Below are 26,260 nucleotides of genomic sequence, written 5' to 3' on the forward strand. Positions count from 1 at the left end.
GACTGGCTTTTTACGATGCCCTGAGGTAATATCATGTTCATTATGTTGAACACTAGGGCATTACCTCTCCCCACTTCCCGTCTGGTCTCCCGCGAGCGTCACTGGACCGGCGACCTCTAGCTCCCTCCCTCGACCCCTGCTGTCGGTGGCGACCGCCCCTGCGCTTCGGGGTCTTTCCCGCCCCTCGCCAGCGCTCTTCGTCATCTTTGGCCGCGGCCTCCATTCCGCGGTGCCCATGGGAGGGCAACATGCGTTCCTGGATCTATCTGTTACTGGCTATCGGCGCCGAAGTGATCGGCACCACCTCGATGAAACTGGCCGCCACCCACGCCCCTGTCGCAGGCATGCTGCTGATGTACGGGATGATCGGCCTGTCCTATTTCTTCCTCGCCCTGGCGGTCAAGCGTGTCCCCGTCGGAGTCGCCTACGCCCTTTGGGAAGGCATTGGCATCGTCCTGATCACGGCGGTCAGCGTCGCCTGGCTGGGCGAAAGCATCGGCCTGTACAAGGCCGTCGGCCTCGGCGTGATGATCGCCGGCATCCTGCTGATCAAGTCCGGCACCCGCAACGCCAGCGGCACGCCGGCGCAGCCCCGTGGGGAGGCCGTCACATGCTGACCCTGAACTGGATTCCCTTCGCCTGGCTCGGCCTGGCGATCGCCCTCGAGGTCGTCGCCAACCTGCTGTTGAAATACTCCGACGGTTTCCGCAGGCGCAGCCTCGGGATCGCCTCGATCCTCTGCGTGATGGCCGCCTTCACCGCGCTGGCGCAGGCGGTGAAGGACATCGAGCTGTCACTCGCCTATGCGATCTGGGGCGGCTTCGGCATCCTCGCCACCGTCGCCATGGGCTGGGCGCTGTTCGGCCAGCGCCTGGCCTGGCGCGGCTGGCTCGGCCTGTTGCTGCTGCTGGCCGGCATGAGCCTGCTCAAGCTGGCCTGACGCCTCGGCGTCCAACGAAACGCCCATCATCTGCAGGACCGCGGCGCCGGTGAACAACAGCAGTATCTGTTCCTCACCCAGGGCGCAGATTTCCCGACGCCGCTCCGGCTGGCCGATATAGTCCAGCGACAACTGAAACAGCTGGCGGCCGATCAGGCTGGAGAGGCGACGGATGGTCGCCTCGCTCACCGCCGGCAACAACCTGAATTCGATGATGTCCTCCGACATGTCCTCGGCGAACTCATCCATGATCTGACGCAGGGCACCACGCAGCACCGGCGAAGCCCCATGCAGTTCACGCACGCCGACGATGAACGCGGCGGGATTGCTCTCCACGAAGTCGAAGAACAGCCGCACCGTCTCCCGGCAGACCCGCCGCCCCCTTTCCAGGTCCAGCCCGAACGGCGTCGTCTGCGCTCGGGCGCCGGGCGCCGCACGAGTCGCGGCCTCGCGGCGAAGCTGGCGCAGCGGCTGGCGCAGCTGGGTAGAGATGTCGCGGATCATGGTCAGGCCAAGATCGTCGATATCGCGGAAATGCCGATAGAAGGTGTTCGGATTCAGGCCCGCCTCGCGCGCCAGCTCGCGCAAGCCGATGGCCCCCAGGCTGCGGCTGCTGCTGCCCAGGCGCAAGGCCGCCTCCAGCAAGGCGCGTTTGCCGGGAGCGTCGGCAACCCTGTCCTTCGTTTCGTTCATATCGCTCATGTTCCACCTGGTTGTTTCCATGCGCCACAAGTTCGGCCGTTGCGCCGCGCCGACCCTACCTAAGGTTGGCTTGACCCTGAAGTATACAGATGTCTACATTCGCAGGTAGACGAGTGTATACGCCAGCAAACAATCATAACAGGAGCTTGGCCATGAGTACCCAACCCACCCCTGCCGCCGCCCGGCACTGCAAGGTCGCCATCATCGGCACCGGTTTCTCCGGGCTGGGGATGGCGATCCGTCTCCGCCAGGAAGGCGAGGACGACTTCCTGATCTTCGAAAAGGACGCCGGCGTCGGCGGCACCTGGAGAGTCAACAACTACCCTGGTTGCGCCTGCGACGTGCAATCCCACGTCTATTCCTTCTCCTTCGAAGCGAACCCGGAGTGGACGCGGATGTTCGCCCGCCAGCCGGAAATCCGCGCCTATCTGGAGAAGTGCTGGGAAAAATACCGCTTGCAGGAAAAGACCCTGCTGAACACCGAGATCGGCAAACTGGCCTGGGACGAGCGGCAAAGCCTCTGGCACCTGCATGACGCCCAGGGCAACCATTACACCGCGAACGCCGTGGTTTCCGGCATGGGCGGCCTGTCCACCCCGGCCTATCCACGCCTCGATGGCCTGGAGAACTTCCAGGGCAAGGTCTTCCATTCCCAGCAGTGGGACCATGACTACGACCTCAAGGGCAAGCGCGTGGCGGTGATCGGCACCGGCGCCTCGGCGATCCAGTTCGTCCCGGAGATCCAGCCGCTGGTGGCCGCGCTCGATCTCTACCAGCGCACTCCGCCATGGATCCTGCCCAAACCCGACCGGGCAATCAGCGAAACCGAGCGCCGGCGCTTCCGGCGCTTCCCGCTGGTGCAGAAGCTCTGGCGCGGCGGCCTCTACAGCCTGCTCGAAGGGCGGGTGCTGGGCTTCACCTTCGCCCCGCAGGTAATGAAGCTGGTGCAGCGCCTGGCGATCCGCCACATCCACAAGCAGATCAAGGATCCGGAACTGCGCCGCAAGGTCACGCCGGACTACACCATCGGCTGCAAGCGCATCCTCATGTCGCACAACTACTACCCTGCCCTGGCTGCCGCCAACTCCACGGTGATCACCGAAGGCATCCGCGCCGTCACCGCCAATGGAATCGTCGACGGCAACGGCCGGGAACGCGAGGTCGACGCGATCATCTTCGGTACCGGCTTCACCGCCAACGACCCTATCCCCCGCGGAGTGGTCTTCGGTCGCGACGGCCGCGACCTGCTGGACAGCTGGACCAAGGGCCCGGAAGCCTACAAGGGCACTACCACCGCCGGCTTCCCCAACCTGTTCTTCCTGATGGGACCGAACACCGGCCTCGGCCACAACTCGATGGTCTACATGATCGAGTCGCAGATCGCCTACGTCCTCGATGCGCTGAAGCTGATGAAGCGCCGCGAACTGCTCAGTCTCGAGGTCAAGGCCCCGGTGCAGGAACGCTACAACGAATACCTCCAGCGCAAGCTGGACCGCAGCGTCTGGAGCGTGGGCGGTTGCAAGAGCTGGTACCTGCATCCGGTCAGCGGCCGCAACTGCACCCTGTGGCCGGGATTCACCTGGCGCTTCCGTGCCCTGACCCGGCAGTTCGACGCCTCCGCCTACCACCTCACCACGACACCGCTCGCCGCCCTGAGCAACGAAGCCCGCCAACAGGCCGAAGGGGTACCCGCATGAAGTCGTTCGAAAACAAAGTCGCCGCCATCACCGGCGCAGGCTCGGGCATCGGTCGCGCCCTGGCCGTGGAGCTGGGCAGGCAGGGTTGTCACCTGGCCCTGGCCGACGTCAATGCCGCAGCTCTCGAGGAAACCCGCCAATTGCTCGCCAGCAGCGGGGTACGCGTCTCCACCGCGGTCGTCGACGTGGCCGACCGCGAGCAGGTGCAGGCCTGGGCCGACAAGGCGGCCAGCGAACATGGCCGGGTGAACCTGATCTTCAACAACGCGGGCGTCGCCCACGCAGGTACCGTGGAAGGCAGCGACTACTCGGAATACGAGTGGATCATGAACATCAACTTCTGGGGCGTGGTGAACGGTACCAAGGCGTTCCTTCCGCACCTAAAGGCCTCCGGCAACGGCCATGTGGTCAATGTCTCCAGCGTCTTCGGGCTGTTCGCCCAGCCCGGCATGAGCGCCTACAACGCCACCAAGTACGCGGTGCGCGGCTTCACCGAGTCGTTGCGCCAGGAACTGGACATGGAGGACTCCGGCGTCTCCGCCAGTTGCGTGCATCCCGGCGGGATCAAGACCAACATCGCCAAGACCGCGCGAATGAACGAGAGCATGGCCAAGGTCACCGGCCAGGCTCCGGACAAGGCTCGCGAGCAATTCAACGACCAGTTGCTGCGGACCACCCCGGAGAAGGCCGCCCAGGTCATCCTGCGCGGCGTGCAGCGCGACAGCCGGCGCATCCTGATCGGCACCGACGCCCACGCGATCGACGTGATGCTGCGCCTGGCACCAGTGCTCTACCAGCGCCTGGTCACCGCCAGCATGCGCCTGGCAGCGCGCTTCGCGCCGCGCCCGAAGAGCCCCCAGGGCGCCCGCGAAGCCAGCGAGTGAACAGGCCCGCCGGGTAGCCGCTAGGCTGCCCGGCACGTCATACTCGACGGCCAGTCTCCAGGGTACGGCCGTCATGAACCCTCCCCTTCCTCACTTCCGCTACCATCCCGAACCGCTCGCCAGCGGCAGCATCGAGGCTTCCGCCACCACCTGCCAGTGCTGTGGCAAGGCTCGTGGCTACGTCTACACCGGTTCGCCCTATTCCCGCCACGAGTTGCCGCCCGGCAGCCTTTGCCCCTGGTGCATAGCCGACGGCAGCGCGGCCGCGCGCTACGAAGCGAGCTTTTCCGACGACTATCCGCTGCTCGACGCCGGCGTCGCCGCGGATATCGTCACCGAAGTCTGCGAGCGCACGCCCGGCTACACCTCCTGGCAGCAGGAGCGCTGGCTGGTTTGCTGCGAGGATGCCTGCGCCTTTCGCGGCGACGCGGGGCGTGAGGAAATCGGGCAACTGGGAGCCGAGGGCCTGGCGCAGCGCTTCGCCGATTTCGCCTGGCCGGCTATCACCTGGCAACGCCTCGTCGACGCCTATACGCCCGGCGGCAATCCGGCCATCTACCGCTTCGACTGCCTGCACTGTGGCCAGGCGCATTACGACCTGGACTTCACCTGATAGAACGCGGCCCTACAACCCCATCTGCTTGCCGATGATCTCGTTCATGATTTCCCGCGAACCGCCGCCGATGGAGAGAATCCGGTTGTCGCGATACAGCCGCTCCACCAGGCTTTCGCGCATGTAGCCCATGCCGCCGAGCACCTGCACGGCATCATAGGTCAGGCGATCGGCGACATCGGTGGCGAAGTTCTTGGCCATCGATATCTCCTTGATCACGCTCTTGCCGGCGGCCATCTTCGCTGCCTGGCGATAGGTGAACTCCCGGGAAACCTCCAGTTGCGTGGCCATTTCCGCGAGACGATGGCGCAGCACCTGGAACTTGCCGATCGGCTTGCCGAACGCTTCTCGCTCGCGCGCCCAGCGCAGCGACTCCTCCAGAGCCAGTTGCGCGGTCATGTTGGCCATCACCGCCAGGGCCAGGCGCTCGCTCTGGAAATTGGCCATGATGCAGGCGAAGCCGGCATTCTCCACGCCGATGAGGTTTTCCGCAGGCACCCGGCAGTCGTCGAAGAACAGTTCGGCGGTATCCGACGCCCACCAGCCCATCTTCTTCAGCTTGCGGCCGACACTGAACCCGGCAGTGCCCTTCTCCACCAGCAGCAGGCTGATGCCGGCGAAACCCTCGCCGCCGGTACGCACCGCCACCGTGTAGTAGTCCGCGCGCACGCCGCTGGTGATGAAGGTCTTGCTGCCGCTGACGCGATAGTGATCGCCATCGCGCACCGCACGGGTCTTCAGGTTGGCCACGTCGGAGCCGCCAGAGGGCTCGGTGACCGCCAGGGCCATGATCTTCTCGCCGCGCAGCACCGCCGGCACTACCCGCTCGCGCACCTCGGGACGGGCCCACTTGACCACCGGAGGCAAGCCGATATCCAGCGATCCCAACCCGGCAACCAAGCCGCCGGAACCGCAGCGCATGAGCTCTTCGCTGGCCGCCACCTTGGCGAACAGATCGCCTTCGCAACTGCCGCCGTAGGCTTCCGGGTAGCCGATGCCGAGGATCCCGGCCGCGCCGGCCTTGAGATAGAGTTCGCGGGGAAATTCCTCGGCCTCCTCCCATTCATCGATGTACGGCAACACCTCGCGCTCGACGAAACGGCGCACCGAATCCCGGATCAGTTGATGGGACTCGTCGAAGTACTGCTGGAAGTCAGTCATGGCCGGGCTCCTGATGGGAGCCTCAGAACTTACCTAGCGCTTGCTTGGTTTTCAATACGGGAAACTGGCCATCGGCGAGGGCGTATAGGCCGCCCGTCCTACGGATACGGGAGGCACAGAGCTCAGGAGATCGGCCGCCGTCCGGCCAGGGCGTGGGCCAAGGTGCCGCCATCGACCAGCTCCAGCTCGCCGCCCAGCGGCACGCCATGGGCGATACGCGACAAGGTCAGGCCGCGGCCGGCCAGTAGCTGGGCGATATAGTGGGCGGTGGCCTCGCCTTCGACGGTGGGGTTGGTGGCGAGGATCACCTCGCTGAAGGCTCCGTCCCTGATCCGCGCTTCCAGTTCGGGAATGCCGATCGCCTCCGGCCCCAGGCCGTCGAGCGGCGACAGGTGTCCCTTGAGCACGAAATAGCGGCCGCGGTAGCCGGTCTGCTCCACCGCGAATACGTCCAGCGGGCCTTCCACCACGCAGAGCAGCGAGTCGTCGCGTCGCGGGTCGGCGCACTGCGGGCACAACTCCTCCTCGCTGAGGGTACGGCACTGCCGGCAATGACCGACCCCTTCCATCGCGGCGGTCAACGCCTGGGCCAGCTTCAGGCCGCCGCTGCGATCGCGCTCCAGCAGCATCAGCGCCATGCGCTGGGCCGACTTCTGCCCGACACCGGGAAGAATGCGCAGGGACTCGATCAGTTGGCGGATCAGCGGGCTGAAACTCATGCAGGACTCGTCGGATAGAGGGAGGGGAATGGCTGCCGGGCGCCGTCCGAAGAAGGCGGACCCGGCACGAACGCGGGATCAGAAGGGCATCTTGAAGCCGGGCGGCAGTTGCATGCCCGAGGTGAAGCCGGACATCTTTTCCTGGTTGTTCTGCTCGATCTTGCGCACCGCATCGTTGACCGCGGCCGCGATCAGGTCTTCGAGGATTTCCTTGTCTTCCTGCATCAGGCTGTCGTCCAGGCTGACGCGCTTGACGTCGTGGCGCCCGGTCATCACCACGCTGACCAGACCGGCGCCGGATTGCCCGGTCACTTCGGCGTTGGCCAGTTCTTCCTGCATCTTCTGCATCTTTTCCTGCATCTGCTGCGCCTGCTTCATCAGGCCGGCCATGCCACCTTTCATCATGTTCTTCACCTCGAATGTCGTCTTGTTGCGTGCGCCAAGCGCCGGTCAGGCCTTGGCTTCCAAAGGTTCGATGGTACCGTCACGGACCACCGCGGCGAACTGCTCGCGCAACTGCCGGACCAACGGGTCGGCATCGATCGATGCCTCGGCCGCCCGCTGGCGCTCGGCACGCCGGCGTGCCGCTGCCTGAGCCGGGGTCTCCTGCTCAGGCTTCTGCAGGGTCACCTCCAGTTTGAGGGTGCGCCCCAGGTGCTGGTTCAGCGCATCGTTCAGCCGCCGCTGCTGGGTGGCGTTGAACAGCGCGCTCTGGCCCGGATCGAGATGCAGATGCCAGTGGTCGCCGTCGGCAGCTACCAGCGTACAGTTGGCACCGATGCTGGCGGTCAGGCCGCCGAGGCCGAGCCGCGGGAACAGCTCCAGCCACTCCGCGGCCAGGCCGGTGGCCGGCTTCGCCGCCGGCAGCGGCTCCTCCACCACGACCACGTCAGGCTCGGGCGCGGCATCCAGGTAGGCCAGGGTATCCATGTCGACTTCGTAGTAGTCGTCTGCGGGCGGTGGCTCGTCGTCCTGCTCGTCCTGCTCGTCAGGTGCTACCGGCAACGCAGCCGGCAGGGCTTCCAGAACGGTTTCCACCACCGCCTCGACCGCCACTGCCGGAGGGACCGAGGGAGCCTCCACGGCTAGCGGCTCGGGCTCGGGCTCGGGCTCGGGCTCGGGCTCGGGCTCGGGCTCGGGCTCGGGCTCGGCAGCGAGGCTCGGCGCCGGCTCTTCCCAGGGCAAGTCGACGACCTCTGCCGCGGCGGCGGGCTCTTCGACAACCGCTTCCGTGACGCGCGCCTCGACCGCCGCCGGCGGCGCGGATGGCGCTGCCGGCGGGGCAGCCGGGGCTTCGACGGGCGCAGCCACGACAGGCGCGGGAGCAACGGTAGCGACCGGCGCAGGCGAGGCCGCGCCGGCCACGGGGGAGTTGGCGGGATCAGTCGTGGCCTTGCTGATCCCCAGGTCCTTTAGCGGCGTCCTCGGCACGCCGTCGGCGTCCGCCGGGCGGAACGCGAGCATCCGCAGCAACACCATCTCGAAGCCGCTACGCGGATCGGGCGCCAGCGGCAGGTCGCGGCGGCCGATCAGGCCCATCTGGTAATAGAACTGTACGTCTTCCGCCGGCAACGCCTGGGCCAGGGCCAGCACCCGCTCGCGGTCGCCCTGGCCATTGTCGATCGCTTCCGGCAGGGCCTGGGCGATCGCGACGCGGTGCAGCACGTTGAGTATTTCGGCAAGCACGCCGCCCCAGTCCGGGCCCTGCTCGGCCAGGTGGCGCACCGCTTCGAGCAGGGCGCGCGCATCGCCCTCCAGCAAGGCCTGGAGCACGCCATAGACCTGGCCGTGATCGAGGGTACCGAGCATCGCCCGCACGTCTGCGGCCAGCACCTTGCCCTCGCCGAAGGCGATGGCCTGGTCGGTCAGGCTCATGGCGTCACGCATCGAGCCGTCGGCGGCGCGCCCGAGCAACCACAGGGCGTCATCCTCGAAGGGCACGTTCTCGGCTCCGAGCACGTGGGTCAGGTGCTCGACCACCCGCTCCGGCGGCATGTTCTTCAGGGAGAACTGCAGACAGCGCGAGAGGATGGTCACCGGCAACTTCTGCGGGTCGGTGGTGGCCAGCAGGAACTTGACGTGCGGCGGCGGCTCCTCGAGGGTCTTGAGCAGCGCATTGAAACTGTGCGACGAGAGCATGTGCACTTCGTCGATCAGGTAGACCTTGTAGCGTCCGCGGGTCGGCGAGTACTGCACGTTGTCGAGCAGCTCGCGGGTATCCTCGACCTTGGTCCGGCTCGCGGCGTCCACTTCGATCAGGTCGACGAAGCGGCCTTCGTCGATTTCGCGACAGACCGAGCATTCGCCGCACGGCGTGGAGCTGACCCCGGTCTCGCAGTTCAGGCACTTGGCCAGGATCCGCGCGATGGTGGTCTTGCCGACCCCGCGGGTACCGGTGAACAGGTAGGCATGGTGCAGCCGCTGGTTGTCCAGGGCGTTGATCAGAGCCTTGAGCACATGGGTCTGGCCGACCATTTCACGGAAGGAACGGGGACGCCATTTACGCGCAAGAACTTGATAACTCATCGAAAACCGTCGCAGAAGGGAAGCACAAGTCGGCCAATGCTAGCGCAATTTACCCCTTCTGCGCTCGCCGACTTGGCAAACTGCGTGCTAAGAATTCCCCTGGCCCTTCAGCAGCCCTCGTCGGTGGCAATGACTCTACCTTCCCTGACATCGTTCATGCCTCATTTCGGCGCACCTGCGCTGCTCCTGCTGCAGTTGCTCGCGGCCCTGCCAGCGACGGCCGCGGAGACCGACGCGACGCCATTGCGCTTCTCGGTGATGGAAAGCTGGAGCATGCCGTTGGTCCGCCTGCAACGGGGCCAGCCGATCGACGGCATCGTCTACGACATCACCCGCTCCCTTGCCCGGCAGGTCGGCCGCAAGGCGCTCTACCACCCCTACCCGCGCGGGCGCATCGAGCAGGCGATGAAGGCTGGCGAAATCGATGTCCGCTGCTACATCAGCCCCGCCTGGCTCAGCCACGACTTCCCCGGCTATCGCTGGAGCGTCGCGCTGCTGGTGCAACGCGACATCCTGGTCGCCCGCGAAGGCTTCGCGCCGATTCCCGAGGCGCTGCCGGCCCAGCGTATCGGTACCGTCCTTGGCTACAGCTATCCCCGCTTGCAAGCGCTGTTCGACATCGGCCGACTGCGCCGCGACGATGCGCGCACCCAGGATCTGGTGCTGGAAAAGCTGCGCGCCGGCCGCTACCGCTACGCGGTCAGCCATCAACTGTCGCTGCACTGGAGCAACCGCCAGGCGCCGGGGCAGCCGCCACTCCAGGAAGCCGCGCAGCTCGAGGAAACGGCGGTGGGCTGCCTGGTGCGGGATTCCGCGGAGGTTCCGGTGGAAGCGATACTGAAGACGTTCGAGGAAATGAAGCGCAGCGGAGAGATCGAGGAGATACTGCAGCGCTACCGATGAGAGCGTCGACGGCCTGCGAAAAATGGCGGGCCTGAAATGGAGGCGGCCCCGCCAGTAGCATCCTAACGCCGGCAAGGCATCACCCGACGCCAACTGGTATCGCCTCAGGAACGGGGCGAAGTAATACAGGAAATGAAAAAGCCCGCTAGTCAGCGGGCTCCTATTAGCAGCACGCAGCTCATTCGTAGTAAGCAATGGAGCCCTTGAGCTGATCTGCGAATGTGTAGATGTCATCCAGGGAGGAGATAGGATGACGAGTTTCGTTCTTCTCTTGGTCGAACAGGCCAATGTACTTCTGACTACGATTAAAGTGAAGCCTGCAAATCGGCTTCCGGTTGTTATCGTCCAGCAACACGCCGAAGTAGCTCTGCGTATCGCGATGCACAATCCGCTTCGCATCAACGACAGCCCGAACAATAGCCTTAACGATATGAAACCCCTCCAGCTCCTCCAGCGTGGTGTGGACTCGGTCATCGTCAGTATTGCTTTCAGCCTGAGATGCCATGGAAGGCTCTGCGGGCGCCATCGTGATCGCCGGCTGAATTGCACCGCTCATGGCCGACTTCAAGCGGTCGTTGACCTGATCTCCTAGAAATTGAGACGCAGCCTTTCGGGTTAGAACACCAAACTGCTCTCGCACCTTCTGCGTGATGATTCCGTCGTATACGCGCGCAGCGAAAAACCTCACGAAATCGTCGTCAGGCTGATTGAACTGATTGGCCATTTCCCGCTTGATCTGACTCACGTACTTCAGCTCCCCAGCCGCATTGATGATCGAATCAACATCGAATGCAGCCTTGGTTAGCTTCTGGAGCTCGGGCAATACGTGCTCATCAACATCCAGCAGATCAAGCTCCAGGAACGGCTTTTCGTCCATCTTGTTGGGAGCGTCTAGGTCCGTGAAGAACTTGTAGACCTGCCCGTTAGTGAGGATGGAGATTCGGGCACTCGTGACGTGGAAGTAGCGGAAAAGCTGGCTGGCATGATTGATGTGCAAAGGCTCACCGATCTTCTTGCACTCAATCAGAATCTGAATCTGGCCATCCTTCAGAATGGCGTAGTCGATCTTCTCGCCTTTCTTGGTACCGATGTCGCAGATGTATTCAGGCGTCACCTCGGACGGGTCGAACACATCGTAGCCGAGCACAGAGTTTATGAAGGGCATCACCAAGGCAGTCTTGGTGCCTTCCTCCGTCTGGATCGCCCCGCCTTGCTGTCGAACCTTGGCTGAGAGTGCATTCAGTCGCTCTACGAATTCCATGTCACGCTCCTTGTTGAGAACACATTCATCGTAGTAACAGGCGTCGATACTGGCAATTGGCAAGCACAGCCCGCCAGTTGACCCAGCTCAAAGGCAGCAGCGAAGGCTTCGGTACGGACAGCAGAGCACCAGCTCTACAGCGATTCAGCGGTATGACGGCCTACATCAGAGAAAAGCGGACGGCTAGAATCGCCCTTACGGCGCACCACACAGGTGTACCAGGGCGCTGTCACACTCAGAGTTTTTCAGGAGAGGAAGTCCTTTAGAATTAAGGACCTACGAAATGGAGGCGGCCCCGCCAGCCACACCCCGGCACACGATGTTCCCGCTGTGGCTGCTTCCTTCCGGACCTGACCAGGTTGACGGGTAATCGTTGCGGGGGGACCGACAGGGCCACCATTGCAGCCTACCCTCGGGTAGGCCGCGCCATTCTACCGGCTTGCGCGTAAGTTACAACCACTTCAAGCACTTACGTTTGCAATCCATTTCGCGAAAGCGGTTCATTGCTGCTGGATCAGACCCTCCGGCGGCGGCTGGGTCGATACGCTCAGCTCGGTATCGACATACAGGTCCAGGGTGCCCCAGCCCGGCTTGGTGCTGAACGACGCATACTTCTCCTCACCGCGATGGAAGGAGAAGGCGATCCGGTAATCGCTGCCGCCGAACAGCTTCACCGGAAACTCGCGGACCTGGCCGGGCCGGATCTCCCCGGAGAAGGTTTCCACGCCCTGCTCCTTGTAGCTGTAGGCGATCGGCGCCGAAGCCTGGCCACTGTAATGCAGCAGGATGCGCGGCCGCTCGCTCCAACCCACGTAGGCGCCGAACAGCACCACCAATGCGAGCACGCCCAGCAACCGCTGCTTTCTTGCCTTGTCCATCGTTAACTCCAGTCTTCGGAAATCTTTCGCAGCAGCGCCGCCGCTTCAGCGGGCGACGCCGTGCTCGTCGAACAGTTTCAGCAGACCGTCTTCGTCGAGCACCTTCACGCCCAGCTCGTTGGCCTTGGCCAGCTTCGAGCCGGCGCCGGGCCCGGCGACCACGCAGTGGGTCTTGGCCGACACCGAGCCGGCCACCTTGGCGCCGAGCCCTTCCAGCTTGTCCTTGGCTACGTCCCGGCTCATCGCCTCCAAGGTGCCGGTCAGCACCCAGGTCTGCCCGGCCAGAGGCAGGCCTTCGACCGCCTTGCGCTCGCTCTGCCAATGCATGCCGAACTCACGCAACTGCGCCTCGATGGCCAGGGCACGCTGCACGTTGGCCGGCTCGTCGAAGAAATCGCGCAGGCTTTTCGCCGCTCGCTCGGGCAGACGCTCCACCTGGCGCAGATCGAGCCAGTCGGCACGGATGATGCCGTCGAGCGAACCGAAGCGGCTGGCCAGCTTTTCCGCGCCGGTGGCGGCGATGAAGGGAATGTTCAGCTTGTCGATGAAACCGGCCAGCGAGGCACAGGCGGCGAACTCCGCGGCGACCTCGCCCTCTTCCTGCAACTGCACGCCATGTTCGGCATCGCGCAACTGGGCGATCACCTGGCGGTTGTGCTCGTCGGCGAAGAAGTTGTGGATCTCGTAGGCCACCTCGGCGCCGACGTCCGGCAGGTAGGTCAACACTTCCGGCAGCGCCTTGCCGATCCGCTCGAGCGAACCCAGCGAACGCGCCAGCAGCTTGGCGGTTTCCTCGCCGACGTCGGGAATCCCCAGGGCGAAGATGAAGCGCGCCAGCGAAGGCTTGCGGCTGTCGGCGATGGCCGCCAGCAGGTTGTTGGTGGACAGCTCGGCGAACCCTTCCAGCTCGAACACCTGTTCATAGGTCAGGGTATAGAGATCCGCCGGCGAGGCGACCAGCCCGCGATCCACCAGTTGCTCGACGATCTTGTCGCCAAGACCGTCGATGTCCATTGCCCGACGCGATACGAAATGGATGATCGCCTGCTTCAACTGCGCCTGACAGGAGAGACGGCCGACGCAGCGATAGATGGCGCCCTCGCTGATCGACTCCTTGCCCTTGCTGCGCTTGACCAACTGGGTCCGCTCCACGGCCGAGCCGCAGACCGGGCAATGCTCGGGCACCTCGATCGCCTGCGCATCCGCCGGGCGGCGCTCGAGCACCACCTGCATGACCTGCGGAATCACATCGCCAGCACGGCGGATCACCACCGTATCGCCGATGCGCAGGCCCAGGCGGGCGACTTCATCCATGTTGTGCAGGGTCGCATTGGACACCGTGACGCCGGCCACCTGCACCGGCTTGAGGCGTGCCACCGGGGTCACGGCGCCGGTGCGGCCGACCTGGAACTCGACGCCCAGCAGCTCGGTCAACTCCTCGCGCGCGGGGAACTTGTGGGCGATCGCCCAACGCGGCTCGCGCGCGCGGAAGCCCAGTTCGCGCTGGAAGGCGATGCGGTTGACCTTGAACACCACGCCGTCGATCTCGTAGGCCAGCGCATCGCGTCGGCGACCGATGTCGTCGTAGTAGTCGCGGCAGGCCTGGGCGCCCTTGACCAGGCGCAGCTCGCGACTGATGGGGATACCCCAGCCGCGGAACGCCTCGAGGATGCCCACCTGGGTGTCCGGCAGCGTCCCGCTGACCTGGCCGAAGCCGTAGGCACAGAATTCCAGCGGGCGACTGGCGGTGATCTTCGAATCCAGCTGGCGCAGGCTGCCGGCCGCCGCGTTGCGCGGGTTGGCGAAGGTCTTGCCGCCGGTTTCCACGGCCTTGGCGTTGAGCGCCTCGAAACCGGCCTTGGACATGAACACCTCGCCGCGCACTTCGAGGATCTCCGGCCAGCCTTCGCCGTGCAGCTTCAGCGGTACGTTGCGAATGGTGCGTACGTTGCTGGTGATGTCCTCGCCGGTGCTGCCATCGCCGCGGGTGGCGCCGCGCACCAGTTGGCCGCGTTCGTAGAGCAGGCTGACGGCCAGGCCGTCCAGCTTCGGCTCGCAACTGTACTCGACCTCCGCGCCACCGCCGAGCAGGTCGCCGCCAGGCAACAGGTCGGCCAGTCCTTCGCGTACGCGGCGGTCGAAGTCCAGCAGGTCCTGCTCCTCGAAGGCGTTGCCGAGGCTGAGCATGGGGATCTCATGGCGCACTTCGCCGAACGCCGAGGCCGGCGTGCCGCTGACCCGCTGGGTCGGCGAGTCGGGCGTCAGCAGTTGCGGGTACTCGGCCTCCAGCGCCTGCAACTCGCGGAACAGGCGATCGTATTCGGCGTCGGGAATGCTCGGTTCGTCGAGCACGTAGTAACGGTAATTGTGGGTGTCCAGTTCGGTTCGCAGTTGCGCGATGCGTTCGGCGGCAGCCTGGGTGTCGGTCATGGTGGGAGTCCGTGAAACGAAAAGAGCAGCCTCGGCTGCTCTATAGAGTAGTTCGCCCCCTCCCGTACGAAGAAAGGGGCTGTGGCCGGATCAGCGCTTCTGCATCAGGCTGCGACGCTCATGGTCGATGATGCGCTGGCGGTAGTGCTCGATGGTCTGGGCGGTCAACACGCTGCGCTGCTCGTCCTTCAGCTCGCCGTTCAGCTCGTGGGCCAGCTTGCGCGCGGCGGCAACCATCACGTCGAAGGCCTGCTTCGGATGGCGCGGCCCCGGCAGGCCGAGGAAGAAGCTCACGGCGCGGGTGCTGAAGTTGTCGATGTCGTCCAGGTCGAAAGTGCCCGGTTTCACCGCATTGGCCATGGAGAACAGGATCTCACCATTGCCGGCCATGCTTTCGTGGCGATGGAAGATGTCCATGTCGCCGAAGCGCAGGCCGCTCTCGAGGATGTTCTGCAACAATGCCGGCCCCTTGAAGCCGCTCTCGTCGCGGGCGATGACGTTGATGATCAGCACCTCGTCGACCGGGGCGGGTTCGGCAGCAACCGCAGGGGCTTTCTCCCGCTCTTTCTCCTTGCGGCCCTTCGACTTGCCCTTGCGCGGCTCCACCGTCTCGGCGGCATCGCTCGGGTCCGCCTCCAGGGCCAGCCCCTCGTCGAGGTCCAGATCGCCCTGGCGCGGCTCTTCCTGGCGCTTGCCGCCCTTGCGTTCCTTGGCTTCGCGGGCGCTGACGCTGGGCAGGTCCTGTTCGTCGAAGGATGGCTCGCGATGCTCGACCACGCGCGCCGGCCCCAGCAGTTCAGCCGAGTCGCCGTCGTCGTCCGGCAGATTGGCGAAACTGCGGTCGAGCTTGAACTTCAACTTGCCCTTGCCGCCCCGCATCCGCCGCCAACCGTCGAAGAGAATGCCGGCGATCACGATAAGCCCGATAACGATAAGCCATTCGCGCAGACCGATATCCATGTAATTCCGTAGCCCCTAGTGAAAATGGTGAATAAAAAATGAAAAAAGGACGTCCTGTCCCTTGAAACGTGGAGCCAACCTTGTTCTGACAGAACTTTCCCACGCGATACAAAAAGTGGCCATTAAACTAACATGCCCATGCACAAGTTTACACTGCCTGACACTCAGGCTTCAGCCAATGCGACCGCCTCTTCCACGTCAACTGCAACAAGCCGTGAACAGCCCGGCTCATGCATGGTCACGCCCATCAACTGATCGGCCATTTCCATGGCGATCTTGTTGTGGGTGATATAGATGAACTGCACCTTTTCCGACATCTCCTTCACCAATCGCGCATAACGTCCGACGTTGGCATCGTCCAATGGCGCATCGACTTCGTCGAGCATGCAGAACGGCGCCGGGTTCAACTGGAAGATGGCGAATACCAGCGCCAGCGCGGTCAGCGCCTTTTCCCCGCCGGACAACAAGTGGATGGTGCTGTTCTTCTTGCCCGGCGGGCGCGCCATGATCGCCACACCGGTATCGAGTAGATCTTCGCCGGTAAGTTCCAGATATGCCGTACCGCCGCCGAATACCTTCGGGAACAATGCCTGAAGGCCAGCATTGATCTGGTCGAAGGTTTCCTTGAAACGATTGCGGGTTTCCCGGTCGATCTTGCGGATGACGTTTTCCAGCGTCTCCAGCGCTTCGGCCAGGTCGTCGTTCTGCGAGTCCAGGTAGCGCTTGCGCTCGGACTGCTGCTGGTACTCCTCGATCGCCGCCAGGTTGATCGGCCCCAGACGCTGGATGCGCGCCGCGAGACTCTCGAGACGCTCCTCCCAATCGCGTTCGCTGGCATCCAGGGGCAGGTTGGCCAGTACCGTATGCAGGTCGTAGCCGTCTTCGGCGAGCTGCTCCTGCAAGGCTTTGCGCCGCACCACCAGCCCCTGCCACTCCAGGCGCTGCTGCTCCAGCTGGCCACGCAGCAGTTGCGATTGCTGCTCGGCCTGGCCGCGGCGCTTCTCCACCTCGCGCAGTTCGCGATCGGCGTCTTCCAGGGCCAGCCGCGCCTGCTTGAGTTCGTCCTCGACGGCCATCCGCCGCTCCAGCAACTCCTCGAGCTTCATGCGTAGCTCTTCCAGCGGTGCCGCCCCCTCCTCCAGATTGAGGTTGAGCTGTTCGCAACGCTCGTTGAGGCGCGCCGACTGCTGGTCGAGGCGCTCCAGGGCCTGCTGGGTGGAATTGTGCTGCGCCTTCAGCGAGCCGACCCGCACCGCCAACTGGTGCGCATGGTCCTTGTGGGTGCGGGCATCCTGGCGAATCCGGTCGAGCCGTTCGCGCAGGGCGTCACGCTCCGCCAGCAGGGTTTCCCGGCGCTCGGTGTCCAGCGCCATGCTATCCAGCGCTTCCTGCAGGGTCAGGCGCGCCTCGCTCAGTTGCTCCTGTTCCAGCGCGCGCTGCTCGGCCAGTTCCGCCACTTCTTCGTCGAGACGGCGGCGACGCAGTACCAGTTGCTCGACCTTGGCCTGCTGCGCGGACAACTGCGCCTTCAGCTCGCCGTGCCGGCGCCCCTCCTCCTGGACCTGGCGCCGCACCTGCTCGCGCGCGCCTTCCAGCTCGCGCTGCTCGTCGCGGGCCGCAGCCAGACGCTCCTCGCCTTCGGCGACACGGGTTTCCAGGGCCTCCCGCCGCTCCTGCAACGCCTCCAGTTCCTGGGCGCGGGCGAGCATGCCGCCCTGGGCCTCGTCGCTGCGCCGGACCCGCAGGAAGTGCCGGCCGACCCAGTAGCCATCGCGACTGATCAGGCTCTCGCCGTCGTCCAGGGCGCCGCGCTGGGCGAGCGCCTGTTCCAGGGTCTCCACCGGTTTCACCCGGGCCAACCAGGGACTCAGGTCGGCGTCGGCGCGGACCTTGTCCAGCAGCGAACCGGCCGCCGTCGCGGCTCCGCGAGCGGGGCTGAGCAGGCGCAGCTCGCCCTTGCCGAAGCCGGCCAGGGCGAGCCCGTCGAAGCCGTCCAGCAAGACCGCCTGCAGATCCGCGCCGAGCACGGTCTCCACCGCCAGCTCCCAACCCGGCTCGACACGCAAGCCTTCGGCGAGGCGCGGACGTTGTTCCAGGCCCTGCTCGCGCAACCACTCCAAGGCGCCCTGTCCGGGATCGAGAGCGGCCTGCTGCAGGGCCTCCAGCGAAGCGATGCGCCCGTTCAGGCGCTGCAACTCGCCCTGCGCCTGGTGCTGTTCGGCGGCCAGTTGCTGCAATTCCTGGCGCAATTGTTCGAGTCGCTCGGCTTGGCCCTGCTCCTGCAATTGCAGTTCTTCCAGGGCCAGTTCGGCGATCGCCACCTGTTCGTTGAGTTCGAGGATCGCCGCGTCCTCGGGGTCGGCCGCCAACTGGCCACGCTCCTCCTGCAGGCGCCGCTCGCGATCCTGCAGGCGCTCCAGGCTCTGCTCCAGGTGCTGGATGCGCGACTGCTGCACCTCGGCCTGGCGGCGGGGTTCGGCGCTCTGCTGGTTGAAGGCATCCCACTGCTGCTGCCAGGCCTGCATGCCCTGCTCGGCCTGTTCCAGGGCGATGCCCGCTTCTTCCGCGGCGGCCGCGCTGAGTTCCTGTTCCGGTGCGAGCATGGCCATTTCCTCGGCCAGGGTCGCGAGCAAGGTACGGTCATGCCCGAGGTGCGATTCGGTTTCCTGGCGGGTCCGTTCGGCTTCGCGCAAGTCGTCCTGCAACTGGCGCTGGCGCTGCTGGCCATGCTGGATGCTCTGCTCGACCCGGGCGATGTCGCCGCCGACCGAATAGAAGCGCGCCTGCACCTGGTTGAAGCGTTCGGACAACTCGTGATGGCCGTCGCGCAGCCGTTCGATGCCGGCATCGGCACCGCGCTGCTCGGCCACCAGGGCCTCGAAGGCGATCTCCTGGTCGCCGATGACCCGCTCGCGCTGACCGACCTGCTCGTTCAGGTCGCGCCAGCGCACGGCACCCAGCTGGGCCTTGAGCTGGCGCTCCTCGGCCTTGTGTTCCTGGTATTTTTCCGCCGACTGGGCCTGCCGGTGCAGGCGTTCCAGTTGCCGCCCCAGCTCTTCGCGCAGGTCGGTGAGGCGTGCCAGGTTTTCCTGGGTCCGACGGATGCGGCTTTCGGTTTCGCGGCGGCGCTCCTTGTACTTGGAAATGCCCGCGGCTTCCTCGATGAAGTTGCGCAGGTCTTCCGGACGCGCCTCGATCAGCTTGGAGATCATGCCCTGTTCGATGATCGAGTAGCTGCGCGGCCCCAGGCCGGTGCCGAGGAAGATGTCGGTGATGTCGCGCCGCCGGCACTTGGTGCCGTTGAGGAAATAGGTGTTCTGCCCGTCCCGCGAGACCCGCCGGCGAATGGATATCTCGGCGTACTGGGCGTATTCGCCCACCAGGGTGGTCTCGGCGTTGTCGAAGATCAGCTCGATGCTCGCCTGGCTCACCGGCTTGCGGGTATTCGAGCCGTTGAAGATGACGTCGGTCATCGACTCGCCGCGCAGGTTCTTCGCCGAGCTTTCGCCCATCACCCAGCGCACCGCGTCGATGATGTTCGACTTGCCGCAGCCGTTCGGCCCTACCACCGCCGCCATGTTGCTGGGGAAGTTCACCGTGGTCGGATCGACGAAGGACTTGAACCCCGCCAGCTTGATGCTCTTCAGGCGCATGCGTGCGCTCCCGCCAGGGTCGCCATCAGCGTTCGGCGAGCGCGGCCAGCACCAGCTGGCAGTTGTGGCGGCCGTATTCCAGCAGGACCTCGCGGATCCTCGCCTCGTCACGGGCGATCACCGCTTGCAGGAGCTGGGCGAAACTGCCGAGGAACTGGTTCATTTCCGCCTTGCGCCGCTCCAGCGCCAGGTGGTAGGCGCGACTCACCGCCGGCAGCAGGTTTTCGACGGTCTCCTGCAGGTAGGGATTGTTCGCGAAAGGAAAGGCCGCGCGCATGATGTCGAAGCTGGCCTCGACGAAGCCGTCGATATCGCTTTGCGCCAGGTTGTTCAGCAGGCGCTGCTGGATGGCCAGGAACGGTGCCAGCTCGGCTTCGCTGCGCCAGCGCCGGGCGACGCTTTCCGCCAGCAGGATGTAGAGCTGCACGATCAGCGCGTAGAGGCTTTCCACATGTTGCGGGGACAGTTCGGACACCTGGGCGCCGCGGCGCGGCAGGATGTTCACCAGGTGGCGGCGTTCGAGAATCAGCAGCGCCTCGCGGACCGAGCCGCGACTGACGTTGAGGGTCTGGGTGACCTTCTGCTCCTGGATACGTTCCCGTTCCTTGAGTTCTCCCCGGATGATGCGTTCCGCGAGGTGGTGGGCGATCTGCTCTGCCAGGCTGTCCGGGGCCTTGAACGTCATGGTGATCCTTTTATCCAGGGGCGCGTTTTCCGGGGGTATATGGATGGGAAGTGTAACACAGGGCGTTACCCCGCCGGCTTCCCGGCGAAGCGGCGGACAGAACGAAGGTTGGGATGGGGCAGGCCGGCCAAGGGAGGACAATTGTCAGACAATCTAACAAGATAAATACGAGGACTTCCCATGTTTGCCTCGCTTTCCTCTGCCTGGATGCTGCGTCTGAAAAAGTACGGCTACTGGATCTGGCTGATCGCGGTGCTCGGCATTCCGCTCAGCTACTGGTGGTCGCTCGGTAGCGACTATCCCAACGCCTGGCCCTGGCTGGTGATCAGCGTGGTGTTCGGGCTGATCCCGATCCTCGATGCCATCGTCGGCCGCGATCCGGCCAACCCCGAGGAAGCCAGCGAAGTGCCGGAGATGGAAGCGCAGGGCTACTACCGCGTGCTGTCCCTGGCCACCGTCCCGCTGTTGCTGGGCATGCTCGTCTGGTCCGGCTGGATCCTCGCCCACGAGACCCGCTGGGACTGGTTCGGCCAACTGGGCTGGATCCTGTCGGTGGGCACCGTGATGGGCGCCATCGGCATCACCGTCTCCCACGAACTGATCCACAAGGACCCGCAACTGGAACAGAACGCCGGCGGCCTGCTGCTGGCAGCGGTGTGCTATGCCGGCTTCAAGGTCGAACACGTGCGCGGCCACCATGTACACGTCTCGACCCCGGAAGATGCCTCGTCCTCGCGCTACGGCCAGAGCCTCTACTCGTTCCTCCCGCACGCCTACAAGCACAACTTCCTCAACGCCTGGCGCCTGGAGGCCGAGCGCCTGAAGCGCAAGGGCCTGCCGGCCCTGCACTGGCGCAACGAGCTGATCTGGTGGTACGCCATCAGCGCCCTCTTCCTGCTCGGCTTCAGCCTGGCCTTCGGCTGGCTGGGAGCGATCTTCTTCCTCGGCCAGTCGGTGATGGCCTTCACCCTGCTGGAGATCGTCAACTACGTCGAGCACTACGGCCTGCATCGGCGGCGTCTGGACAACGGCCGCTACGAACGCACCACGCCGGAACACTCGTGGAACAGTAATTTCCTCCTGACCAACCTGTTCCTTTTCCACCTGCAGCGCCATTCCGACCACCATGCCTACGCCAAGCGCCGCTACCAGGTGCTGCGCCACTACGACAGCAGCCCGCAACTGCCCAACGGCTACGCCGGGATGATCGTCCTCGCCCTGTTCCCACCGCTCTGGCGCGCGGTGATGGACCCGAAGGTGCGCGCCTACTATGCCGGCGAGGAATACCAGCTTACCGACACCCAGCGCATCTGAGCGTCCCGCCCCTGGGAAACGGCACCTTCGGGTGCCGTTTTCGTTTATGGGGAAACTGACTGACCTACAGGTCAAAAAATTATTTGACTCAAAAGTCAGTTTTTTCTAGATTCGCCTCCATAGCTCCTACCGTGGAGCCCTGTGCGGAAACCGCCCCACTCCGGCCGGTTCTCCTGCAAGGCCTAGAATTCAATAACAAGAACCCGCCTGGAGGCACGCCTTGATCAGGTTCCTGCTCAACCGGGAGATCCGCGTCGAAGAACGCCTGGACCCCAACCTCACCGTCCTCGACTACCTGCGCCGGCACCTCGGCAAGACCGGCACCAAGGAAGGCTGCGCCTCCGGCGATTGCGGCGCCTGCACCGTGGTGGTCGGCGAACTGGTCACCGGCGAGGATGGTGCCGAACGCATCCGCTATCGCAGCCTGAACTCCTGCCTGACCTTCGTTTCCGCCCTTCACGGCAAGCAATTGATCACCGTCGAGGACCTCAAGCACCAGGACCGCCTGCACGACGTGCAGCAGGCGATGGTCGACTGCCATGGCTCGCAGTGCGGGTTCTGCACGCCGGGCTTCGTCATGTCGCTGTTCGCCCTGCAGAAGAACAGCGCCGGCGCCGATCCGGCCAAGGCCCACGAGGCGCTCGCCGGCAACCTCTGCCGCTGCACCGGCTACCGGCCGATCCTCGACGCCGCCGAGCAGGCCTGCTGCCACAAGCGCGCAGACCAGTTCGACGCCCGGGAAGCCGCCACCATCGAGCAATTGCGCGCCATCGCTCCGCGCGAAACCGCCGAGCTGAACAGCGGTGACCGGCGCTGCCTGCTGCCGCTCACCGTCGCCGACCTGGCCGACCTCTACGGCGCCAATCCGCAGGCACGCCTGCTGGCCGGCGGCACCGACCTGGCGCTGGAGATCACCCAGTTCCATCGCGAACTGCCGGTGATGATCTATGTCGGCCACATCCGCGAAATGAAACGCATCGAAGTGGGCGTCAACTGCCTGGAAATCGGCGCCGCCACCCCGCTGACCGACTGCTACCAGGCGCTGGCCGCGGACTACCCGGACTTCGGCGAATTGCTGCAGCGTTTCGCGTCCCTGCAGATCCGCAACCAGGGCACCCTCGGCGGCAATATCGGCAACGCCTCGCCGATCGGCGACGCCCCGCCGCTGCTGATCGCCCTCGGCGCGAAGATCGTCCTGCGCCGCGGCGAACGGCGCCGCGAGCTGCCGCTGGAGGAGTACTTCCTCGACTACAAGGTCACCGCCCGCGAAGAAGGCGAGTTCATCGAGAAGATCCTCGTCCCGCGTGCCCGGCCCAGCCAGGCGTTCAAGGCCTACAAGGTCTCCAAGCGCATCGACGACGATATTTCCGCGGTCTGCGCCGCCATCAGCCTCGACCTGGAAGATGGCCGGATCGCCCGCGCCAGGGTCGCCTTCGGCGGCATGGCGGCGACTCCCAAGCGCGCCGCCGCCTGCGAAGCGGCGCTGCAAGGCGCGCGCCTGGAAGCCGCCAGCTTCGAACGCGCCGCCGCCGCCCTGGCGAACGACTTCACCCCGCTCAGCGACTTCCGCGCGAGCAAGGAATATCGCCTGCTGACCGCACAGAACCTGCTGCGCAAATGCTTCCTGGAGCTGCACGCTCCCGCCGTCGAAACCCGGGTGACCGCCTATGTCTAACCATCGCAAGCCGCACAAGAGCCAGGAAGAGCTGGCCGACCTGTTCCACGCCGAGTTGACCACCGGGGTCGGCCGCAGCGTCAAGCACGAAAGCGCCCCCAAGCACGTCAGCGGCGAGGCGATCTACATCGACGATCGCCTGGAGTTTCCCAACCAGTTGCACGTCTATGCGCGCCTGAGCGAGCGCGCCCACGCCCGCATCACCCGCCTCGACGTGACGCCCTGCTACCAGTTCCCCGGCGTCGCCATCGCCCTCACCGCCGCCGACGTTCCCGGCCAGCTCGACATCGGCCCGGTGGTGGCCGGCGACCCGCTGCTGGCCGATGGCAAGGTGGAGTATGTCGGACAGATGGTCCTGGCGGTCGCCGCCGACAGCCTGGAAACCGCGCGCAAGGCGGCCATGGCGGCGATCATCGAGTACGAAGACCTGGAACCGGTGCTCGACGTGGTCGAGGCCCTGCGCAAGCGCCATTTCGTCCTCGACAGCCACCAGCACCGCATCGGCGATTCCGCCGCCGCGCTGGCCGGCGCGCCGCATCGCCTGCAAGGCACGCTGCACATCGGCGGCCAGGAGCATTTCTACCTGGAGACGCAGATTTCCTCGGTAATGCCCAGCGAAGACGGCGGCATGATCGTCTATTGCTCGACGCAGAACCCCACCGAAGTGCAGAAGCTGGTGGCCGAGGTCCTCGGGGTTTCCTTCAACCGCATTGTCATCGACATGCGCCGCATGGGCGGCGGCTTCGGCGGCAAGGAAACCCAGGCCGCGGCGCCGGCCTGCCTGTGCGCGGTGGTCGCCTACCACACCGGGCGTCCGGCGAAGATGCGCCTGCCGCGCATGGAGGACATGCAGATCACCGGCAAGCGTCACCCGTTCTACGTCGAATACGACGTCGGCTTCGACGACGATGGCCGCCTGCACGGCATCCAGATCGACCTGGCCGGCAATTGCGGCTATTCGCCGGACCTCTCCGGCTCGATCGTCGACCGCGCCATGTTCCACTCGGACAACGCCTACTTCCTCGGCAACGCCACCATCAACGGCCACCGTTGCAAGACCAACACCGCCTCGAACACCGCCTACCGCGGTTTCGGCGGGCCCCAGGGAATGGTCGCCATCGAGGAGATCATGGACGCCGTGGCCCGCAGCCTGGGCAAGGATCCGCTGGAGGTGCGCAAGCTCAACTACTACGGCAAGAACGAGCGCAACGTCACCCATTACCACCAGACCGTCGAGCACAACCTGTTGGCGGAGATGACCGCCGAGCTGGAAGCGAGCAGCGAGTACGCCCGCCGCCGCGAGGAAATCCGTGCCTTCAATGCCGCCAGCCCGGTCCTGAAGAAAGGCCTGGCGCTGACCCCGGTGAAGTTCGGCATTTCGTTCACCGCGACCTTCCTCAACCAGGCAGGTGCGCTGATCCACATCTATACCGACGGCAGCATCCACCTGAACCATGGCGGCACCGAGATGGGCCAGGGCCTCAATACCAAGGTCGCCCAGGTGGTCGCCGAGGTCTTCCAGGTCGACGTGGAGCGCATCCAGATCACCGCCACCAATACCGACAAGGTGCCCAATACCTCGCCCACCGCCGCCTCCTCGGGCACCGACCTGAACGGCAAGGCCGCGCAGAATGCCGCCGAAACCATCAAGCGGCGCCTGGTGGAGTTCGCCGCGCGGCACTGGAAGGTCAGCGAGGAAGACGTCGAGTTCCGCAACAACCAGGTGCGTATCCGCGAGCTGATCCTGCCGTTCGAGGAACTGATCCAGCAGGCCTACTTCGGCCAGGTCTCGTTGTCCAGCACCGGCTTCTACCGCACGCCGAAGATCTTCTACGACCGCGAGCAGGCCCGTGGCCGGCCCTTCTATTATTTCGCCTACGGCGCCGCCTGCTCGGAGGTGATAGTCGATACCCTCACCGGCGAATACCGCATGCTGCGCACCGACATCCTGCATGACGTCGGCGACTCGCTGAACCCGGCCATCGACATCGGCCAGGTCGAAGGCGGCTTCGTCCAGGGCATGGGCTGGCTGACCATGGAGGAACTGGTCTGGAACGCCAAGGGCAAGCTGATGACCAGCGGCCCGGCCAGCTACAAGATTCCCGCCGTCGCCGACATGCCGCTGGACCTGCGGGTGAAACTGCTGGAGAACCGCAAGAATCCGGAGCAGACCGTGTTCCATTCCAAGGCCGTGGGCGAGCCGCCGTTCATGCTCGGCATCTCGGTCTGGTGCGCGATCAAGGACGCCGTGGCCAGCCTCGCCGACTACCGCGCGCAACCCGCCATCGACGCGCCGGCGACGCCCGAGCGGGTGCTCTGGGGCGTGGAACAGATGCGCCGGCTGAAGGCCGCCCAGGCGCAAGCGGCGGACGCCGCGGTCGAACCGGCCTGAACCGCCGCGATCGGGAGGATGACGAGATGAACTGGATCAGCGCCCTGGCCGAGTTGCAGCGTAGCGGCGAACCTTGCGTCCTGGTGACCATCATCGAGGAGCGCGGCTCGACCCCGCGCAACGCCGGCTCGAAGATGGTGGTCAGCGCCGAGCGGCTCTACGACACCATCGGCGGCGGCCACCTGGAATACAGGGCCCAGGCCATTGCCCGGGAAATGCTCGCCGCGCGGACCCAGGACACCCGCCTGGAGCGCTTCAGCCTGGGCGCCAGTCTCGGCCAGTGCTGCGGCGGCGCCACGGTGCTGCTGTTCGAGCCGATGGGCCAGCCGCAGGCACACATCGCCGTGTTCGGCGCGGGCCACGTCGGTCGCGCCCTGGTACCCTTGCTCGCCAGCCTGCCCTGCCGGGTGCGCTGGATCGATTCGCGGGAACACGAATTTCCCGCGCTCCTGCCCGACGGCGTGGAGAAAGTGGTGAACGACGAAGTGCTCGACGAGGTCGAGCGGATGCCGCCCGGCAGCCACTTCATCGTCATGACCCACAATCACCCGCTGGACCTGGAGCTTACCGCGGCGATCCTGGCGCGCAACGACTTCGCCTACTTCGGCCTGATCGGCTCGAAGACCAAGCGCGTCAAGTTCGAGCACCGCCTGCGCGAACGTGGCGTCGACGCCGAACGCCTGCAACGGATGCGCTGCCCGATGGGCCTGGAGCAGGTGAAAGGCAAGCTGCCGGCGGAGATCGCCATCTCCATCGCCGGCGAGGTGATCGCCACCTACAACGCCGCCTTCGGCCTGGAACGCAAGCAGGGGCCGTCGAGCGTCACCCGGCTGACCCCGGAGTCGCGCCGCGCCCACGAATCCTGAG

General features: G+C 65.2%; 20 protein-coding genes, 1 other RNA gene and 1 pseudogene. 10 read left to right on the top strand and 12 right to left on the bottom strand.

Annotated features, from left to right (window positions below; genetic code table 11):
- The first annotated feature begins 248 nt into the window (after positions 1-248).
- Both ACYAF3_RS29190 and mdtI read left to right on the top strand, forming a co-directional pair.
- Positions 249-617, top strand: coding sequence for a multidrug/spermidine efflux SMR transporter subunit MdtJ (locus ACYAF3_RS29190; RefSeq protein ID WP_003087256.1), 369 nt, complete (start codon positions 249-251; stop codon positions 615-617).
- On the top strand, positions 611-940 hold the full coding sequence (gene mdtI / locus ACYAF3_RS29195) for a multidrug/spermidine efflux SMR transporter subunit MdtI (RefSeq protein WP_003117768.1): 330 nt from the start codon (positions 611-613) through the stop codon (positions 938-940). The genes ACYAF3_RS29190 and mdtI overlap by 7 nt, the downstream gene beginning before the upstream one ends.
- A gap of 573 nt (positions 941-1,513) precedes the next feature.
- Here mdtI and ACYAF3_RS29200 read toward each other — a convergent pair.
- A pseudogene (locus ACYAF3_RS29200) lies at positions 1,514-1,663 on the bottom strand (hypothetical protein); the annotation flags it as partial.
- 92 nt (positions 1,664-1,755) lie between these two features.
- Between ACYAF3_RS29200 and ACYAF3_RS29205 the strand changes: the two are divergent.
- From ACYAF3_RS29205 to ACYAF3_RS29215, 3 genes are all read left to right on the top strand, one after another.
- Positions 1,756-3,339 (top strand): flavin-containing monooxygenase, encoded by a 1,584-nt coding sequence (locus ACYAF3_RS29205; RefSeq protein WP_003121915.1) that lies wholly within the window; start codon positions 1,756-1,758, stop codon positions 3,337-3,339.
- On the top strand, positions 3,336-4,223 hold the full coding sequence (locus ACYAF3_RS29210; protein WP_003103932.1) for an SDR family NAD(P)-dependent oxidoreductase: 888 nt from the start codon (positions 3,336-3,338) through the stop codon (positions 4,221-4,223). Before ACYAF3_RS29205 ends, ACYAF3_RS29210 begins: the two co-directional genes overlap by 4 nt.
- A gap of 73 nt (positions 4,224-4,296) precedes the next feature.
- On the top strand, positions 4,297-4,836 hold the full coding sequence (locus tag ACYAF3_RS29215; RefSeq protein ID WP_003103931.1) for a CbrC family protein: 540 nt from the start codon (positions 4,297-4,299) through the stop codon (positions 4,834-4,836).
- Positions 4,837-4,848: 12 nt separating this feature from the next.
- Here the strand turns inward: ACYAF3_RS29215 and ACYAF3_RS29220 are convergent, their stop codons facing one another.
- The 4 genes from ACYAF3_RS29220 to dnaX all read right to left on the bottom strand — a co-directional run bounded on the left by ACYAF3_RS29220 (position 4,849) and on the right by dnaX (position 9,242).
- Positions 4,849-5,997 carry an acyl-CoA dehydrogenase family protein gene (locus tag ACYAF3_RS29220; RefSeq protein WP_003103930.1) on the bottom strand — a complete coding sequence of 383 codons (1,149 nt, stop codon included), beginning with the start codon at positions 5,995-5,997 and terminating at the stop codon, positions 4,849-4,851.
- Positions 5,998-6,119: 122 nt separating this feature from the next.
- On the bottom strand, positions 6,120-6,716 hold the full coding sequence (gene recR, locus ACYAF3_RS29225; RefSeq protein WP_003087237.1) for a recombination mediator RecR: 597 nt from the start codon (positions 6,714-6,716) through the stop codon (positions 6,120-6,122).
- A gap of 78 nt (positions 6,717-6,794) precedes the next feature.
- Positions 6,795-7,121: a YbaB/EbfC family nucleoid-associated protein gene (locus ACYAF3_RS29230; protein WP_003087236.1), complete on the bottom strand. Its 327-nt coding sequence runs from the start codon at positions 7,119-7,121 to the stop codon at positions 6,795-6,797.
- Positions 7,122-7,166: 45 nt separating this feature from the next.
- The gene (dnaX, locus tag ACYAF3_RS29235; RefSeq protein ID WP_033987495.1) at positions 7,167-9,242 is read right to left on the bottom strand and encodes a DNA polymerase III subunit gamma/tau; all 2,076 of its coding nucleotides are present in this window, start codon (positions 9,240-9,242) and stop codon (positions 7,167-7,169) included.
- 36 nt (positions 9,243-9,278) lie between these two features.
- Between dnaX and ACYAF3_RS29240 the strand changes: the two genes are divergently transcribed.
- Positions 9,279-10,145 carry a substrate-binding periplasmic protein gene (locus ACYAF3_RS29240; protein WP_031278138.1) on the top strand — a complete coding sequence of 289 codons (867 nt, stop codon included), beginning with the start codon at positions 9,279-9,281 and terminating at the stop codon, positions 10,143-10,145.
- A 178-nt stretch (positions 10,146-10,323) separates the two neighbouring features.
- On the opposite strand, the gene ACYAF3_RS29245 is transcribed toward ACYAF3_RS29240, so the two are convergent.
- From ACYAF3_RS29245 to ACYAF3_RS29275, 7 genes are all read right to left on the bottom strand, one after another.
- Complete coding sequence (locus tag ACYAF3_RS29245; protein WP_003133016.1) at positions 10,324-11,406, bottom strand: type I restriction endonuclease; 1,083 nt, start codon at positions 11,404-11,406, stop codon at positions 10,324-10,326.
- A 293-nt stretch (positions 11,407-11,699) separates the two neighbouring features.
- Positions 11,700-11,796, bottom strand: an RNA gene (gene ffs / locus ACYAF3_RS29250) — signal recognition particle sRNA small type.
- Between the two features lie 110 nt (positions 11,797-11,906).
- Positions 11,907-12,284 carry a hypothetical protein gene (locus tag ACYAF3_RS29255; RefSeq protein ID WP_003083354.1) on the bottom strand — a complete coding sequence of 126 codons (378 nt, stop codon included), beginning with the start codon at positions 12,282-12,284 and terminating at the stop codon, positions 11,907-11,909.
- 45 nt (positions 12,285-12,329) lie between these two features.
- Positions 12,330-14,714, bottom strand: a complete 2,385-nt coding sequence (gene ligA, locus ACYAF3_RS29260; protein WP_003083353.1) for an NAD-dependent DNA ligase LigA — start codon at positions 14,712-14,714, stop codon at positions 12,330-12,332.
- Between the two features lie 90 nt (positions 14,715-14,804).
- Positions 14,805-15,674: a cell division protein ZipA gene (gene zipA, locus ACYAF3_RS29265; protein ID WP_003083352.1), complete on the bottom strand. Its 870-nt coding sequence runs from the start codon at positions 15,672-15,674 to the stop codon at positions 14,805-14,807.
- A 164-nt stretch (positions 15,675-15,838) separates the two neighbouring features.
- Positions 15,839-19,327: a chromosome segregation protein SMC gene (smc, locus tag ACYAF3_RS29270; protein WP_003083351.1), complete on the bottom strand. Its 3,489-nt coding sequence runs from the start codon at positions 19,325-19,327 to the stop codon at positions 15,839-15,841.
- Between the two features lie 25 nt (positions 19,328-19,352).
- Positions 19,353-20,012, bottom strand: coding sequence for a GntR family transcriptional regulator (locus ACYAF3_RS29275; protein WP_003087224.1), 660 nt, complete (start codon positions 20,010-20,012; stop codon positions 19,353-19,355).
- A gap of 180 nt (positions 20,013-20,192) precedes the next feature.
- Here ACYAF3_RS29275 and alkB2 point away from each other — a divergent pair, with 180 nt between their 5' ends.
- From alkB2 to xdhC, 4 genes are all read left to right on the top strand, one after another.
- Positions 20,193-21,326, top strand: coding sequence for an alkane 1-monooxygenase AlkB2 (alkB2, locus tag ACYAF3_RS29280; RefSeq protein WP_023112890.1), 1,134 nt, complete (start codon positions 20,193-20,195; stop codon positions 21,324-21,326).
- 220 nt (positions 21,327-21,546) lie between these two features.
- Positions 21,547-23,001 carry a xanthine dehydrogenase small subunit gene (xdhA, locus tag ACYAF3_RS29285; RefSeq protein ID WP_023112889.1) on the top strand — a complete coding sequence of 485 codons (1,455 nt, stop codon included), beginning with the start codon at positions 21,547-21,549 and terminating at the stop codon, positions 22,999-23,001.
- Positions 22,994-25,393, top strand: a complete 2,400-nt coding sequence (xdhB, locus tag ACYAF3_RS29290) for a xanthine dehydrogenase molybdopterin binding subunit (RefSeq protein ID WP_088002631.1) — start codon at positions 22,994-22,996, stop codon at positions 25,391-25,393. The genes xdhA and xdhB overlap by 8 nt, the downstream gene beginning before the upstream one ends.
- A 26-nt stretch (positions 25,394-25,419) precedes the next feature.
- Positions 25,420-26,259, top strand: coding sequence for a xanthine dehydrogenase accessory protein XdhC (gene xdhC / locus ACYAF3_RS29295; RefSeq protein WP_003083344.1), 840 nt, complete (start codon positions 25,420-25,422; stop codon positions 26,257-26,259).
- The last annotated feature ends 1 nt before the right edge of the window (position 26,260 follow it).

The sequence above is a fragment of the Pseudomonas sp. TZ252 genome (genome assembly GCF_056110345.1).